Source organism: Streptomyces sp. NPDC054883, from assembly GCF_053610645.1.
The window spans coordinates 16,976-30,671 of record NZ_JBSGYT010000002.1; the positions used below are offsets into that span (position 1 = coordinate 16,976).

Consider the following 13,696-nt stretch of genomic DNA (forward strand, 5'->3'; position numbering starts at 1 on the left):
GCTGGAACACGGCTCCCCTAGACCTCGGCTGGGACACTGCCCCTGCGCAGGTCTCCCAGTGACCCCCGACGACCGGGACTTCCGACGCGAGATGGCTTCGGCGTACCGGTCCGGATGGCAGTTCATCGACCTCGCCACGGCGATCCCCCACGCCGGCGATTCGTTGATGGTCACCTTGTTCGGCCAGCCGATCGTCGTAGTACGAGAAGAGGACGAAGACGTCCGGGCCTACCGCTGTCTGCGCCGCCCCCGGGGCGCACCGCAGCCCGTCCGCTGTGAGGTGCGGTACGGAATGGTCTTCGTCAACCTCGACCAGCGGGACCACCAGCTGTTCGAGCCCGATATCACCGCCGCCACCCCCCGAAGTGCCTGAAGCGATTCCCCCTCGTTGCACATCGCTCAGGCGCTACCCCCACACAACGGCGCCATCGTGGACCTGACCACGGTGGCGCCGTTGTGATGTCCGCGGGCGGCCGCGGATCCCTCTGAGGCCCGCCGTGCGCCTCAGGCGCGGCCCATCGCGCGGTCCAGGGCGATCTCCAGGACGACCCGGTCCGGGTTCGGCGAGGGCGTGCGCCCGTACCGCCGCGCGTAGCGCTCAACCGCGTCGGCCACCGAAGCCTCGTCCGTGCGGACCGTGGCGCGCCCCTCCAGGGTGGCCCAGCGCCGGCCCTCCATCTGGCACACCGCCACCCTCGCGACGCCGTCCGGCGCCGCCAGGACGTTGCGGACCTTCTTGCTGTGCTTGTTGCTGATCACGCGGGCCAGTCCGGCCGCGGGGTCGTACGTCACGCCCACCGGCACCACGTGCGGGCTGCCGTCCGGGCGGTGGGTGGTGAGGGTGCAGACGTGCCGCTCCTGCCAGAAGGCGAGGTATTCGGGCGTCGGGTGGAGTACGTCGTGGGCCATGGGGCGAAGCGTACGTCCGGGGCCGGTCGAGCCTTGAAATGCGCCTTGAGTGGAATAGACTCAACTTTGTGCACGCTGTATCTGTCACATCGGGTGTCATGCCGTACGTGACGACCTGAACCTGCCACGGAGAGGAGAGCGGCGGTGGAAGCCGAGCTGACGAACAAGAGCCGGGACGCCCTGAACGCGGCCACCAGCAGGGCCGTGAAGGACGGCCACCCGGACCTGACCCCCGCGCATCTGCTGCTGGCCCTGCTCACCGGCGAGGAGAACGAGAACCTCGTCGACCTGCTCGCCGCGACCGAGGCGGACCAGGCCGCCGTGCGCACGGGCGCCGAGCGGCTGCTGGCCGCCCTGCCCAGCGTCACCGGGTCCACGGTGGCGCCGCCGCAGCCCACGCGCGAGCTGCTCGCCGTGCTCGCCGAGGCCGACGACCAGGCGGGCAGGCTCGGCGACGAGTACCTCTCCACCGAACACCTGCTCATCGCCCTCGCCGCCAAGGGCGGCGCGGCCGGCGAGGTCCTTACCGCCCAGGGGGCGACGGCGCGGAAGCTGCTGGACGCCTTCGAGAACTCACGAGGAGGGCGGCGGGTGACCACTCCCGACCCCGAGGGCCAGTACAAGGCCCTGGAGAAGTTCGGCACCGACTTCACGGCGGCGGCCCGCGAGGGCAAGCTCGACCCCGTCATCGGCCGCGACCAGGAGATCCGGCGCGTCGTGCAGGTGCTCTCCCGCCGTACGAAGAACAACCCGGTCCTCATCGGCGAACCCGGCGTCGGCAAGACGGCCGTGGTCGAGGGCCTGGCGCAGCGCATCGTCAAGGGCGACGTCCCCGAGTCCCTGAAGAACAAGCGGCTCGTCGCCCTCGACCTCGGCGCGATGGTCGCCGGCGCGAAGTACCGCGGCGAGTTCGAGGAACGGCTCAAGACCGTCCTCGCCGAGATCAAGTCCAGCGACGGCCAGATCATCACGTTCATCGACGAGCTGCACACGGTCGTCGGCGCGGGCGCCGGCGGCGATTCGGCCATGGACGCGGGCAACATGCTCAAGCCCATGCTCGCCCGGGGCGAACTGCGCATGGTCGGCGCGACCACGCTCGACGAGTACCGGGAGCGGATCGAGAAGGACCCGGCGCTGGAGCGCCGCTTCCAGCAGGTGCTGGTGGCGGAACCGACGGTCGAGGACACCATCGCGATCCTGCGCGGCCTCAAGGGCCGCTACGAGGCCCACCACAAGGTCGTCATCAACGACAGCGCGCTCGTCGCCGCGGCCACCCTCTCGGACCGCTACATCACCTCCCGGTTCCTCCCGGACAAAGCCATCGACCTGGTGGACGAGGCCGCGTCCCGGCTCCGGATGGAGATCGACTCCTCCCCCGTCGAGATCGACGAGCTCCAGCGCTCCGTCGACCGGCTGCGCATGGAGGAGCTGGCGCTGAAGAACGAGTCCGATCCGGCCTCCGTCGAGCGCCTGGAGAAGATCCGCAAGGACCTGGCGGACAAGGAGGAGGAGCTGCGCGGCCTGACCGCGCGCTGGGAGAAGGAGAAGCAGTCCCTCAACCGGGTCGGTGAGCTCAAGGAGCGCCTGGACGACCTGCGGGGGCAGGCCGAGCGCGCCCAGCGCGACGGCGACTTCGACGCGGCGTCCAAGCTGCTCTACGGGGAGATCCCGGCCCTGGAGCGCGAGCTGGCCGAGGCCACCGAAGCCGAGGCCGAGGCCTCGCAGGCCGGCCCGGCCAAGGACGCCATGGTTAAGGACGAGGTCGGCCCGGACGACATCGCGGACGTGGTCGGCGCCTGGACGGGCATCCCCTCGGGCCGCCTCCTCGAAGGCGAGACGCAGAAGCTGCTGCGCATGGAAGCCGAGCTGGGCCGCCGGCTGATCGGCCAGGAGGAGGCCGTACGGGCCGTTTCCGACGCGGTGCGCCGCACCCGGGCGGGCATCGCGGACCCGGACCGGCCCACGGGCTCGTTCCTCTTCCTGGGCCCGACGGGCGTCGGCAAGACCGAGCTGGCCAAGGCCCTCGCGGACTTCCTCTTCGACGACGAGCGGGCCATGGTCCGCATCGACATGTCGGAGTACGGCGAGAAGCACTCGGTGGCCCGGCTGGTCGGCGCGCCACCCGGCTACGTCGGCTACGAGGAGGGCGGCCAGCTCACCGAGGCCGTGCGCCGGCGCCCCTACTCGGTCGTCCTGCTGGACGAGGTGGAGAAGGCCCACCCCGAGGTCTTCGACATCCTGCTCCAGGTCCTGGACGACGGCCGTCTCACGGACGGCCAGGGCCGCACGGTGGACTTCCGCAACACCATCCTGATCCTGACCTCGAACCTGGGGTCCCAGTTCCTGATGGACCAGCTGGCCTCGCCGGAGGACAAGAAGGCCAAGGTCCTCGACCTCGTGCGGGCCTCCTTCAAGCCGGAGTTCCTCAACCGCCTGGACGACCTGGTGGTCTTCTCGGCGCTGAGCCGCGACGAGCTGGCCCACATCGCCGAGCTCCAGATCGGCCGCCTCGCCAAGCGGCTGGCCGACCGCCGGCTGACCCTGGACATCACGCCGGAGGCCCTGGCCTGGCTGGCGGACAAGGGCAACGACCCGGCGTACGGCGCCCGGCCCCTGCGCCGCCTGATCCAGACGGCCGTCGGGGACCGCCTCGCCAAGGAGATCCTGGCGGGCGAGATCCGCGAGGGCGACACCGTGCGCGTGGACGTGGCGGGGGAGGACCTGCTGGTCGGCAAGGCGCTGTGAGGCCGGGCCGGGGCCCCGGTTCCGGGGCCCCGGCCCGCGGCCGGCCCCACCGGAGCCCTACTCGTGTCCGCCCGGAGCGGATCGGACGTGCGGGGCTGGACACGGGGTAGGACCGATGGGGGAGGATGACACCATCCGCACGAAGGGAAGTACACGGTGAGCATCGACCCGGCCTCGATTCCGAACTTCGGAGGGCAGCAGCCCGATCCGCAGGCCACAGGACCGGCGGGCCCCGTCGTCCCCGACCAGGATCTGGTCAAGCAGCTGCTGGAGCAGATGGAGCTCAAGTACGTCGTCGACGACGAGGGTGACCTCGCGGCGCCGTGGGAGGAGTTCCGTACGTACTTCATGTTCCGCGGCGACGGCGAGCAGCAGGTCTTCTCGGTGCGGACCTTCTACGACCGTCCGCACGGCATCGAAGACAAGCCGCAGCTACTGGAGACGATCGACGACTGGAACCGCCGCACCCTGTGGCCGAAGGTCTACAGCCACACGCACGACGACGGCTCCGTCCGCCTGATCGGCGAAGCGCAGATGCTGGTCGGCACCGGCGTCAGCCTGGAGCACTTCGTGTCCTCCACCGTCAGCTGGGTCCGGGCCTCGATCGAGTTCGACAAGTGGCTCATCGAGCAGCTCGGCCTGGAACAGGACGCCGACTCCGCCGACGGCGGGGACGACAAGGGCGACGAGGAGCAGTAACCCGTCACAGCGGTACCCGCGCCACCAGGAGCAGGTACACCCCGTAGCCGTACGAGAGCCCGGCCAGCACCGCGGTCACCACGACCGCGGTGCGGGGCCGGGCTCTGGCCATTACCGCGGCGGGCGCGAGCAGCAGCGGGAACGCGGGCAGCAGGAAGCGCGGCTTCGACTCGAAGAAGCCGCCCCCGCCGTAGGTGATCAGCATCAGCACCCCGGTGTACGCGAGCAGCGCCAGCGGGGCCCGGTCCAGCACCAGCGGAACCGCGAGCAGCGCCGCCACGACGAGCACCGCCACGGTGACGGTGGTGGCGAACGGCACGGGGCCGCCGGTCAGCACCTTCTCGGCGTCGCGCAGCGTGCCCGCGCCGAAGTCGAAGCGGGACCCCCAGCGCCGCTGGACGGTGAAGTACCCGCCGACGGGGTGCCCCGTGCGCACCCCCACCGCCAGGACGTACGCGGCCCAGCCCGCCGGGGCCAGCAGCGCGGCCGCCCACACCTCGGGCGCGCGGCGGCCCCGTACCGCCAGCGCGTGCAGGGCCGTCAGCGACACCGCGGCGGCGACGGCGATCCCCGTGGGCCGGGTCAGCCCGGCGAGCACCGCCAGGGCGGTGGCCCACAGCCAGCGCTCCCGGAGCAGCGCGTACAGGGCCCAGGCGGCGAGCGCGGCCAGCAGCGCCTCGGTGTAGCCGGCGCTCAGCACCACGGCGTGCGGCAGCACGGCCCACAGTGCGACCAGCAGCACCCCGCCCCGGGCCCCCAGCAGCCGCTCGCCGACCCGCAGGACCCCGACGGCGGCCCCGGCCGCGGCGGCCCACGCCACTCCCAGCGCGGCGAGCGCGCCGCCGCCCGCGAGGCGCACCAGTACCGGGTAGAGGGGGAAGAAGGCGCAGTCGCTCTGCACGGAGCCGTTCGCCCACATCTGGGTCCGCCCGTACCCGTGGGCGGCGATGCCGAGGTACCAGATGGAGTCCCAGGATCCGCCCAGCACCCTGACCGGGTCCCGGCCGGCCCACCACGCGCCGACGGCGATGACCAGCACCCCGGCCCCGCGGACGGCGGCGAACACGCCGAGCGCGAGGAGGGCCGGCGACGGGCCGTCCGTATGCGTCCGCGGCGGTCGCAGCGAGACCGTCGGACCCGTCGAAACCGCAGCCATGTCTCCCGGTCTTCCCGCCGGCGCTTCCGGCGCGTTCGCGTTCGTCAGCCTCGCTCCGGCGCCGGTCACCCCGGAGCCCGCGGGGGAAGCGGCTCCCGGCCGGCCTCCCCACGTTGGGCAAACCCTACGAGGCCGACCCCCGAGCCGGTTCCCCGCCGACACCCCGCCACACCACCGTTCGCCCAGGTGACGGGCGCGCACGGCGCTCGCGCGACGAAGTCTTTCGGGGGACCCGGACGCGCCCGTTCGGGTGTCTGCGGGATCTTCGCGCTACAGCCGGGCGAGCCGGGCGACAGCCTCCTGGAGGACCTCGGTGCGCTTGCAGAACGCCCAGCGGACCTGGGTGGCGCCGGCCGGCCGGTCGTCGTAGAAGACCTGGTTCGGGATGGCGACCACGCCGCAGCGGGCGGGCAGGGCGCGGCAGAAGGCGAGACCGTCCTTCTCGCCGAGCGGGGTGATGTCGGTGGTGACGAAGTACGTGCCCTGCGGACGGAACACCTCGAAGCCCGCCGCCGCGAGCCCGTCGGCGAGCAGGTCGCGCTTGGCGAGGTGGTCGGTGCGGAAGGTCTCGTAGAACGCGTCGGGCAGGGCCAGGGCCTCGGCGATCGCGTGCTGGAAGGGGCCCGAGGAGACGTACGTGAGGAACTGCTTCACCGAGCGGACGGCCGCGATCAGGGCGGGCGGGGCGGTGACCCAGCCGACCTTCCAGCCGGTGAAGGAGAACGTCTTGCCGGCCGAGGAGATGGCGACCGTGCGCTCGCGCATGCCGGGCAAGGAGGCGAGCGGGGTGTGCGCGCCCTCGAAGACCAGGTGCTCGTAGACCTCGTCGGTGACGACCAGCAGGTCCCGCTCGACCGCCAGTTCGGCGACGGCCGCCAGCTCCGCCGGGGTCAGGACCGTGCCCGTGGGGTTGTGCGGGGTGTTCAGCAGGAGCAGCCGGGTGCGGGGGGTCACGGCGGCGCGCAGGGCGTCCACGTCGAGGCGGAAGCCGGGGGCGCGCAGGGTGAGCGGTACGCGGACTGCGCCGGCCATGGCGATGCAGGCGGCGTAGGAGTCGTAGTACGGCTCCAGGGCGATGACCTCGTCGCCCGGTTCCAGCAGGGCGAGCAGGGCGGCCGCGATGGCCTCCGTGGCGCCCGCCGTGACCAGTACCTCGGTGTCGGGGTCGTACGTCAGCCCGTAGAAGCGCCGCTGGTGCTCGCTGATCGCGAGCCGCAGTTCCGGGACGCCCGGGCCCGGCGGGTACTGGTTGCCCCTGCCGTCCCGGATCGCGCGTACGGCCGCCTCGGCGATCTCGGCCGGACCGTCGGTGTCGGGGAACCCCTGGCCCAGGTTGATCGATCCGGTGGCGGTGGCCAGGGCCGACATCTCCGCGAAGATCGTCGTGCCGAAGGCCGCCAGACGGCGGTTCAGGAAGGGGCGGCTGTCGCCCGCGGGTGCGCTCATGGCGGCCATCCTGCGGGCAACCTCTGGAGTTGCTCAAGTGTGCTTTGGCGCGAGTGGCCTGCGGGCATCTCCCCCGCACACGGGACACGGGGGTCCCGCACCCCGGGGATCCGGGGGTTCAGAGAGGGGCGAGGAGATGGTTCTTGCCGTAGTGCTCTTGGGTGCCGTCGTCGTCGGGATCGTCATCGTGGCCGTCAAGGCCGCGGGCGGCGGGAGCGGCAGTGGCAGTGGCAGTGGCAGTGGCAGCAGCTGGTGGGCCGGAAGCGGCTCCGACGGGTCGTCGGGCGGCTGCTCCGGCGGCTCCTCCTGCGGGTCCTCTTCCTCGTGCGGTTCCTCCTGCGGTGGCGGCGGCTGCGGATCCAGTTGAGGATCGGTACGGCCGGTACCGCGTAAACGGGACGCCCAGCGGGGACAACTACCCTTGGACGTCTCCTCGTTCGCACCCCGGCAGCACCTTGTCGGCACCCGTGTCCGCCTGCGCGTTACGACGTACGGGCGGCATGCGGTTGAACACGTGAACCGGGTAGCCCCCGGGGGGATGTAAACCCCGTCAAGTTGGGTAAAAACGCTGTGAGTGCCGTGCCTTTCATGATTCCCTCGGTTGAGTAGACCAGTCCTCGGACCTCCCTGGACTTCCTGTGGACCCGTGCCGGTGTCCCCCCACCCGTTGACCAACCGCTGGCGGTCCCCGGCCCACCTCCCTCGCGCGTTTGCGGAGCCGACTCATGCTCACGACCCTCCAGACCACCTACACCGACACGCGTGCCGCCGACCTCGCCTGGGCCCTGGGACGGGACCGGCTGCCCGCCCTCGCCGTACTGAACCTCCAGCTCGCGGGCGCGAAGGTGGAGTTGCGCCTGCTCGGCGCCTCCCACCAGGTGCTCCTGGAGGAAGGGGAGGTGCTCTGTTCGGAGACCGTCGCCTGCATGCCCGGCAGCAGCACGCCGCTGCCGCTGGGGGTGGCCGAGCGGCTGGGCGACTGGGAGTACGAGTTCGCCGCGCGCGTCGAGACCCTCTCGCGCGGCTCGTTCGCCGGGCGCGCCCAGGAACTGCTCGCACTGGTCGCGGATCACCCGAACGGGCTCGCCGGAACCTTCCCGGGCAGCCCGCACGCCTTCACCGCCCTGCTGGCGCAGCGCCACGAGGGCCAGGTGCGGTGGCGGACCTGGCACGCGTACCCGCAGGAGGGCCAGTTGGTCGCCACCCGTACGCGGGTGGGCGTACGGATGGGCACGGGTGCGGGAACGCCGGAGACGGTGGCCGTGGCGTCGCTGTGAGGGCGGTGCGGGGCGGCCCAGTGGTTACTCCAACTGGCTGAACCGGTGCACCACTTGCACCCATGTGAGTGACGGAGTGCGAGTGGGTGGTGACGTACCGTTCGCCTCATGATCGACCGTTCCGTACCGCGCCGGGCGCTGCCGGCTCCGGGGCCGCGGGGCGTGGCGACCGTCCCGGCCGCCCTGCCCGTACGGCCCCGGACCGGCCGGCTCCTCGTACTGGCCACCGTCTTCGTCTGCGCCGCCTGCGGCCTCGTCTACGAACTGGAGCTGCTCGCCCTCGGCTCGTACCTCATCGGTGACTCCGTCACCCAGGCCTCGGTGGTGCTGTCCGTCATGGTCTTCGCCATGGGCGTCGGCTCCCTGCTCGCCAAGCGGCTGCGCAGCCGGCCCGCGTTCGGCTTCGGCGCCGTCGAAGCGGCCCTCGCCCTGCTCGGCGGGCTCTCCGCCATGGCCCTGTACGCGAGTTTCGCCTGGCTGGGGGAGTCGCGGCCCGCTCTCGTCGCCTTCTCGTTCTCCATCGGCGTGCTCATCGGCGCCGAGATCCCGCTGCTGATGGTGCTGATCCAGCGGATCCACCGGCAGGACGCGGGCGGCGCCGTCGCGGACCTGTTCGCCGCCGACTACGTCGGCGCCCTCGTCGGCGGGCTCGCCTTCCCGTTCCTGCTCCTGCCGGTGCTCGGTCAGTTGACCGGCGCGATGCTCACCGGCACCGTCAACGCCGCCGTCGGCGGCGGGCTCGTGCTGTGGCTGTTCCGTCACGACCTCAGCCGCCGCTGCCGCTGGCTGCTGATCGCCGCGAACGTGACCGTCCTCGCCGTGCTCGGCTCCGCGACCCTCCTGGCCGGCGACTTCGAGCGGACCGCCCGCAGCGCCGTCTACGGCGGGGACGTGCGGGTGGCCGTACAGACCGACGTGCAGGAACTGGTGCTGACCGGGCCGGCCGACGGCTCGCCGCGCTCGCTCGACCTCTACCTCGACGGGCGGCTGCGGGTCAGCGGCTACGACGAGTACCGCTACCACGAAGCCCTCGTCCACCCCGCGATGGCCGGCCCGCACGCCCGGGTCCTGGTCCTCGGCGGCGGTGACGGGCTCGCCGCCCGCGAGGTGCTGCGCTATCCCGACGTCGCCTCCGTCACCGTCGTCGAGCTCGACCCGGGAGTGGTCCGGCTCGCGCGCACCGACCCGATGCTGTCCGAGCTGAACGGCGCGGCGTACGCGGACCGCCGCCTCGGCGTCGTCACGCAGGACGCCTTCAACTGGCTGCGGGGCCCGGGCTCCCGGGACCGCTTCGACGTCATCGTCTCCGACCTGCCCGATCCCGGCATCACGCCCAGCACGAAGCTGTACTCGCAGGAGTTCTACGGGCTGGCCGCGCGCGCCCTGCTGCCCGGCGGCCGGATCGCGGTGCACGCGGGGCCGCTGGCCACCCGGCCGCGCACGTACTGGACGGTCGAGGCCACCCTCCGGGCGGCCGGCCTGCGGACCGTCCCCTACAGCGCGGGGGGCCGTCTCTCCGGCTCCGCCGCCGGGCCCGACCGCGGCCAGGGCGGCACCGGGACCCGGCCGCAGGACTGGGGCTTCGTACTCGCCGGCCGGGACGCCGTACCGCAGCTGCGGGTGGAGCGCGACACGCCGGGGCTGCGCTCGGTGTCCACCCCGGCCCTCCAGGACGCGGCCCGGGAGGCCGAACGCACCCGGCTGCCCGGCCTGCCGCCGTCGACGCTCCCGCACCCGAGGTACACGTAGGGCCCGGGTCGGCCCCGGACCGGGTACAGGAAGCGGTCTCGTCGGTAGGCTCGTCCGCATGGAGCATCAGGTGTTCGTTCCGGTACCGGCAGACGACCTCCGCGCAGTGCTGCGCGATCCCGCCCGGGTGGCCCGTTGCGTACCCGGGCTCCAGCAGGACGCCGACACCGCGTCCGGTCCGCTGGCGGGCCGGTTCAGGGTGCGGGTGGGCGGGCACACCGTGACCTACCGGGGGGCGCTGTCCGTCACCGAGCGGAACCCGGAGCACTTCTCCGTGGAGGGGGAGGGCACCGAGGTGCGGGGCAGCGGGACGGTCAAGCTCGCGCTGACGCTGCGGCTCACCCCGCAGGGGGACGGCACCAGGCTGGAGATCTCCGGAGAGGGCTCCGCCGCCGGGCGCGCCGCGGGATTCGCGCCGGAGGCCACCGCCGCGGCCGTGCAGCGGCTGCTGGACCGCACCGCCGCGAACCTCGCCGCGGCGGCGGAGCCGGAGGCCGAGCCCGTCCAGGACCCCGTCGCGGACGCCGAGGACGCGGTGCTCGACCCGGCGGACGGTGATGACGAGGGGGACGAGGACGGCGTCACCGAGATCACCGAGTCGGTGTCGGACGCCGAGGTCCCGCCCCCGTCCCTCGATCCCTTCGTCGAAAGCGGCTTCGAGGACCTCGGCGAACCGGGCACGCTCGACGGACCCGCGCGGCCCCCGGCCGAAGCCGCCCACGCCCGCCGCACGATGATCGGCCGCAGCGCCGAGGAGGTCGACCACGCACCCCCGCGCGGCCGCTACGCCCCCGTCCCGGCCCCGTCCTCCGCCGCCGCCGGAGTCGGCCTCCGCTGGATCGCCCCGGCGGCGGCCCTGGCCGTAGCCTCGGCCGTGGTGGTGGGCCGCGTCCTGCGCCGCCGCCGCTAGGAGCGCCCGACCCTGATCCGCCGGACACCCCTGGGCCTGCGGAGCTTGAACGCGCCGGGCGCCCGTGCCGTTTAGGGTCGCCGTATGAGTACGCGACTGAGCGCCGGCGGCGCCGAGCTGACGATCGACCAGGAGAACGGCTGCCGGATCAGCAGTCTGCGCGTCGACGGGACCGAGCTCCTGCGGCAGGGCCACAAGTACGGGGCCTTCCCGATGGTCCCGTGGTGCGGGCGCACCGCGGACGGGCGGTTCCGCGACGGGGCGACCGTCCACCAGCTGCCGCTCAACCACCCCCCGCACGCCATCCACGGCTTCGGCCGGGACGCGGCCTGGCGCCCGGCCCACAGCACCGGCACCGAGGCGGTGTTCACGTACGACCTCGCCGACCCGTGGCCGTACCCGGGCCGCGTGACCCAGGTCTTCCGGCTGGGCGAGGACGCGCTGACGCTCACGATGGGCGTGGAGACGTACGGGGACTCCTTCCCGGCCCAGGCGGGCTGGCATCCCTGGTTCAACCGCAGCCTCGTGCCGGGCGGCGCGGAGGCCGAAATCGGCTTCGCCCCCGCCTGGCAGGAGGAACGCGGCTCCGACCACCTCCCCACCGGCCACCGCATCGACCCGAAGCCGGGGCCGTGGGACGACTGCTTCGGGATGCCCGACGGGGTGGACGTCACCCTCACCTGGCCGGGCGCCCTGGAACTGGAGATCACCAGCCGGGCCGAGTGGGTGGTCGTCTACGACGAGGAGCCGGAGGCCATCTGCGTCGAGCCCCAGTCCGGCCCGCCCAACGGTCTGAACACCCTGCCGCGGCTGGTCACCCCGGTGGACCCGCTGGAGATCTCCACCACCTGGACCTGGCGACGCCTGCCGTAGGCGCTGTCGTCGAGGCGGGGCCCGGCCTCCCTTTAAGCTCGGAGCCATGAGTGACGTACGCGATGAGCTTCTGCAGCAGATCAAGGACAAGGCCGTCGTGCACGGCAAGGTGACCCTGTCCTCCGGGCGGGAGGCCGACTACTACATCGACCTCCGGCGGATCACCCTGGACGGCGAGGCCGCCCCCCTGGTCGGTCAGGTCATGCTCGACCTGACCGCCGACCTCGACTACGACTGCGTCGGCGGTCTGACCCTGGGCGCCGACCCGGTGGCGACCTCGATGCTGCACGCCTCCGCCGCGCGCGGCGGCCGCCTGGACGCCTTCGTCGTCCGCAAGGCGCAGAAGGCGCACGGCATGCAGCGCCGGATCGAGGGCACCGACGTGAAGGGCAAGCGCTGCCTGGTGGTCGAGGACACCTCGACGACCGGCGGATCCCCGCTGACCGCCGTCGAGGCGGTCCGGGAGGCCGGCGGCGAGGTCGTGGCCGTGGCGACGATCGTGGACCGCGGCGCGGCCGACGCGATCGCCGGGGCGGGCCTGCCCTACCTCACCGGCTACCAGCTCTCGGACCTGGGTCTCTCCTAGGGGGTCCCCGGGTCTTCCGGAGGCCGGGCGTCCACGGGCCGAGATGCCCGCGGAACCCGGCCGTCAGCCGGCCGCAGCCGCTGACCTGCTGTTTTCTCCCGGCCCCCGGGCCCGGCCGAATGTTTCACGTGAAACGTCCACTGGGCCCGGGTGGAGGCGGGTACCGAGTCTGGAAAGATAGGCGCGACGGCAACGTCGCCCCCAGGTCAGGGCCAGCAATCGCACACTCCCCGCACATCCAAGGAGCGGACAGATGCCCATCGCAACCCCCGAGGTCTACAACGAGATGCTGGACCGGGCGAAGGCAGGCAAGTTCGCCTATCCCGCCATCAACGTGACCTCGTCCCAGACCCTGCACGCTGCGCTTCGCGGCTTCGCGGAGGCCGAGAGCGACGGCATCATCCAGATCTCCACCGGTGGTGCCGAGTTCCTGGGTGGCCAGTACAACAAGGACATGGTCACCGGCGCCGTCGCCCTGGCGGAGTTCGCGCACATCGTCGCCGCCAAGTACGACATCACGGTCGCGCTGCACACGGACCACTGCCCGAAGGACAAGCTGGACGGCTACGTGCGTCCGCTCCTGGACATCTCGGCCGAGCGCGTGAGCCGTGGCCTGAACCCGCTCTTCCAGTCGCACATGTGGGACGGCTCCGCCGAGACCCTGGCGGACAACCTGGCCATCGCCCAGGAGCTGCTCGCCAAGGCCGCCGCCGCCAAGATCATCCTTGAGGTCGAGATCACCCCGACCGGTGGCGAGGAGGACGGCGTCAGCCACGAGATCAACGACGAGCTGTACACCACCGTCGACGACGCGATCCGCACCGCCGAGGCCCTCGGCCTCGGTGAGAAGGGCCGCTACCTGCTGGCCGCCTCCTTCGGCAACGTGCACGGCGTCTACAAGCCGGGCAACGTCGTCCTGCGCCCCGAGCTCCTGAAGGACCTCCAGGCCGGTGTCGGCGAGAAGTACGGCAAGGCCTCTCCGTTCGACTTCGTCTTCCACGGCGGCTCGGGTTCCACGGCGCAGGAGATCGCCACCGCGCTGGAGAACGGCGTCGTGAAGATGAACCTGGACACCGACACCCAGTACGCCTTCACCCGCCCGGTCGTGGACCACATGTTCCGCAACTACGACGGCGTCCTGAAGGTCGACGGCGAGGTCGGCACGAAGTCCAAGTACGACCCCCGCACGTGGGGCAAGGCCGCCGAGGCCGGCATGGCCGCGCGGGTCGCCGAGGCCTGCGCGAACCTGCGCTCCGCGGGCACCAAGCTGAAGTAGCCCGTCCGTCACGGCGGCGTCCGTGACCGGGCCCACGACAGGGGCCCGCCCGTCCACCAGGGACGGGCGG

At 72.5% G+C, this 13,696-nt stretch carries 12 protein-coding genes; 9 read left to right on the forward strand and 3 right to left on the reverse strand.

Annotated elements, in window-relative coordinates:
* The first annotated feature begins 91 nt into the window (after positions 1-91).
* Positions 92-373, forward strand: coding sequence for a Rieske (2Fe-2S) protein (locus ACWGH1_RS02535; protein ID WP_136210630.1), 282 nt, complete (start codon positions 92-94; stop codon positions 371-373).
* A 131-nt stretch (positions 374-504) separates the two neighbouring features.
* Here the strand turns inward: ACWGH1_RS02535 and ACWGH1_RS02540 are convergent, their stop codons facing one another.
* Positions 505-909, reverse strand: coding sequence for a pyridoxamine 5'-phosphate oxidase family protein (locus ACWGH1_RS02540; protein WP_453355983.1), 405 nt, complete (start codon positions 907-909; stop codon positions 505-507).
* A gap of 144 nt (positions 910-1,053) precedes the next feature.
* On the opposite strand from ACWGH1_RS02540, the gene clpB reads away from it, so the two are divergent.
* Complete coding sequence (gene clpB / locus ACWGH1_RS02545) at positions 1,054-3,654, forward strand: ATP-dependent chaperone ClpB (protein ID WP_453408363.1); 2,601 nt, start codon at positions 1,054-1,056, stop codon at positions 3,652-3,654.
* A 156-nt stretch (positions 3,655-3,810) separates the two neighbouring features.
* Entirely contained in the window at positions 3,811-4,353 is a 543-nt protein-coding gene (locus ACWGH1_RS02550; protein ID WP_453353953.1) for a YbjN domain-containing protein, read from the forward strand.
* A gap of 4 nt (positions 4,354-4,357) precedes the next feature.
* Here ACWGH1_RS02550 and ACWGH1_RS02555 read toward each other — a convergent pair whose 3' ends face one another.
* Together ACWGH1_RS02555 and ACWGH1_RS02560 are read right to left on the reverse strand one after the other, a co-directional pair.
* Positions 4,358-5,509 carry a hypothetical protein gene (locus tag ACWGH1_RS02555; protein WP_453353952.1) on the reverse strand — a complete coding sequence of 384 codons (1,152 nt, stop codon included), beginning with the start codon at positions 5,507-5,509 and terminating at the stop codon, positions 4,358-4,360.
* Positions 5,510-5,779: 270 nt separating this feature from the next.
* Positions 5,780-6,964 (reverse strand): pyridoxal phosphate-dependent aminotransferase, encoded by a 1,185-nt coding sequence (locus ACWGH1_RS02560; protein ID WP_453353951.1) that lies wholly within the window; start codon positions 6,962-6,964, stop codon positions 5,780-5,782.
* A 716-nt stretch (positions 6,965-7,680) separates the two neighbouring features.
* On the opposite strand from ACWGH1_RS02560, the gene ACWGH1_RS02565 reads away from it, so the two are divergent.
* From ACWGH1_RS02565 to fbaA, 6 genes are all read left to right on the forward strand, one after another.
* Positions 7,681-8,232 carry a DUF2617 family protein gene (locus ACWGH1_RS02565; RefSeq protein WP_453353950.1) on the forward strand — a complete coding sequence of 184 codons (552 nt, stop codon included), beginning with the start codon at positions 7,681-7,683 and terminating at the stop codon, positions 8,230-8,232.
* Positions 8,233-8,340: 108 nt separating this feature from the next.
* Positions 8,341-9,981, forward strand: a complete 1,641-nt coding sequence (locus ACWGH1_RS02570; protein ID WP_453353949.1) for a polyamine aminopropyltransferase — start codon at positions 8,341-8,343, stop codon at positions 9,979-9,981.
* Between the two features lie 58 nt (positions 9,982-10,039).
* Positions 10,040-10,891: an SRPBCC family protein gene (locus ACWGH1_RS02575; protein ID WP_453353948.1), complete on the forward strand. Its 852-nt coding sequence runs from the start codon at positions 10,040-10,042 to the stop codon at positions 10,889-10,891.
* Between the two features lie 84 nt (positions 10,892-10,975).
* On the forward strand, positions 10,976-11,764 hold the full coding sequence (locus tag ACWGH1_RS02580; RefSeq protein WP_453353947.1) for an aldose epimerase family protein: 789 nt from the start codon (positions 10,976-10,978) through the stop codon (positions 11,762-11,764).
* A 46-nt stretch (positions 11,765-11,810) separates the two neighbouring features.
* Entirely contained in the window at positions 11,811-12,350 is a 540-nt protein-coding gene (gene pyrE / locus ACWGH1_RS02585) for an orotate phosphoribosyltransferase (RefSeq protein ID WP_453353946.1), read from the forward strand.
* Between the two features lie 253 nt (positions 12,351-12,603).
* Entirely contained in the window at positions 12,604-13,626 is a 1,023-nt protein-coding gene (gene fbaA / locus ACWGH1_RS02590) for a class II fructose-bisphosphate aldolase (protein WP_453353945.1), read from the forward strand.
* Positions 13,627-13,696 lie beyond the last annotated feature (70 nt).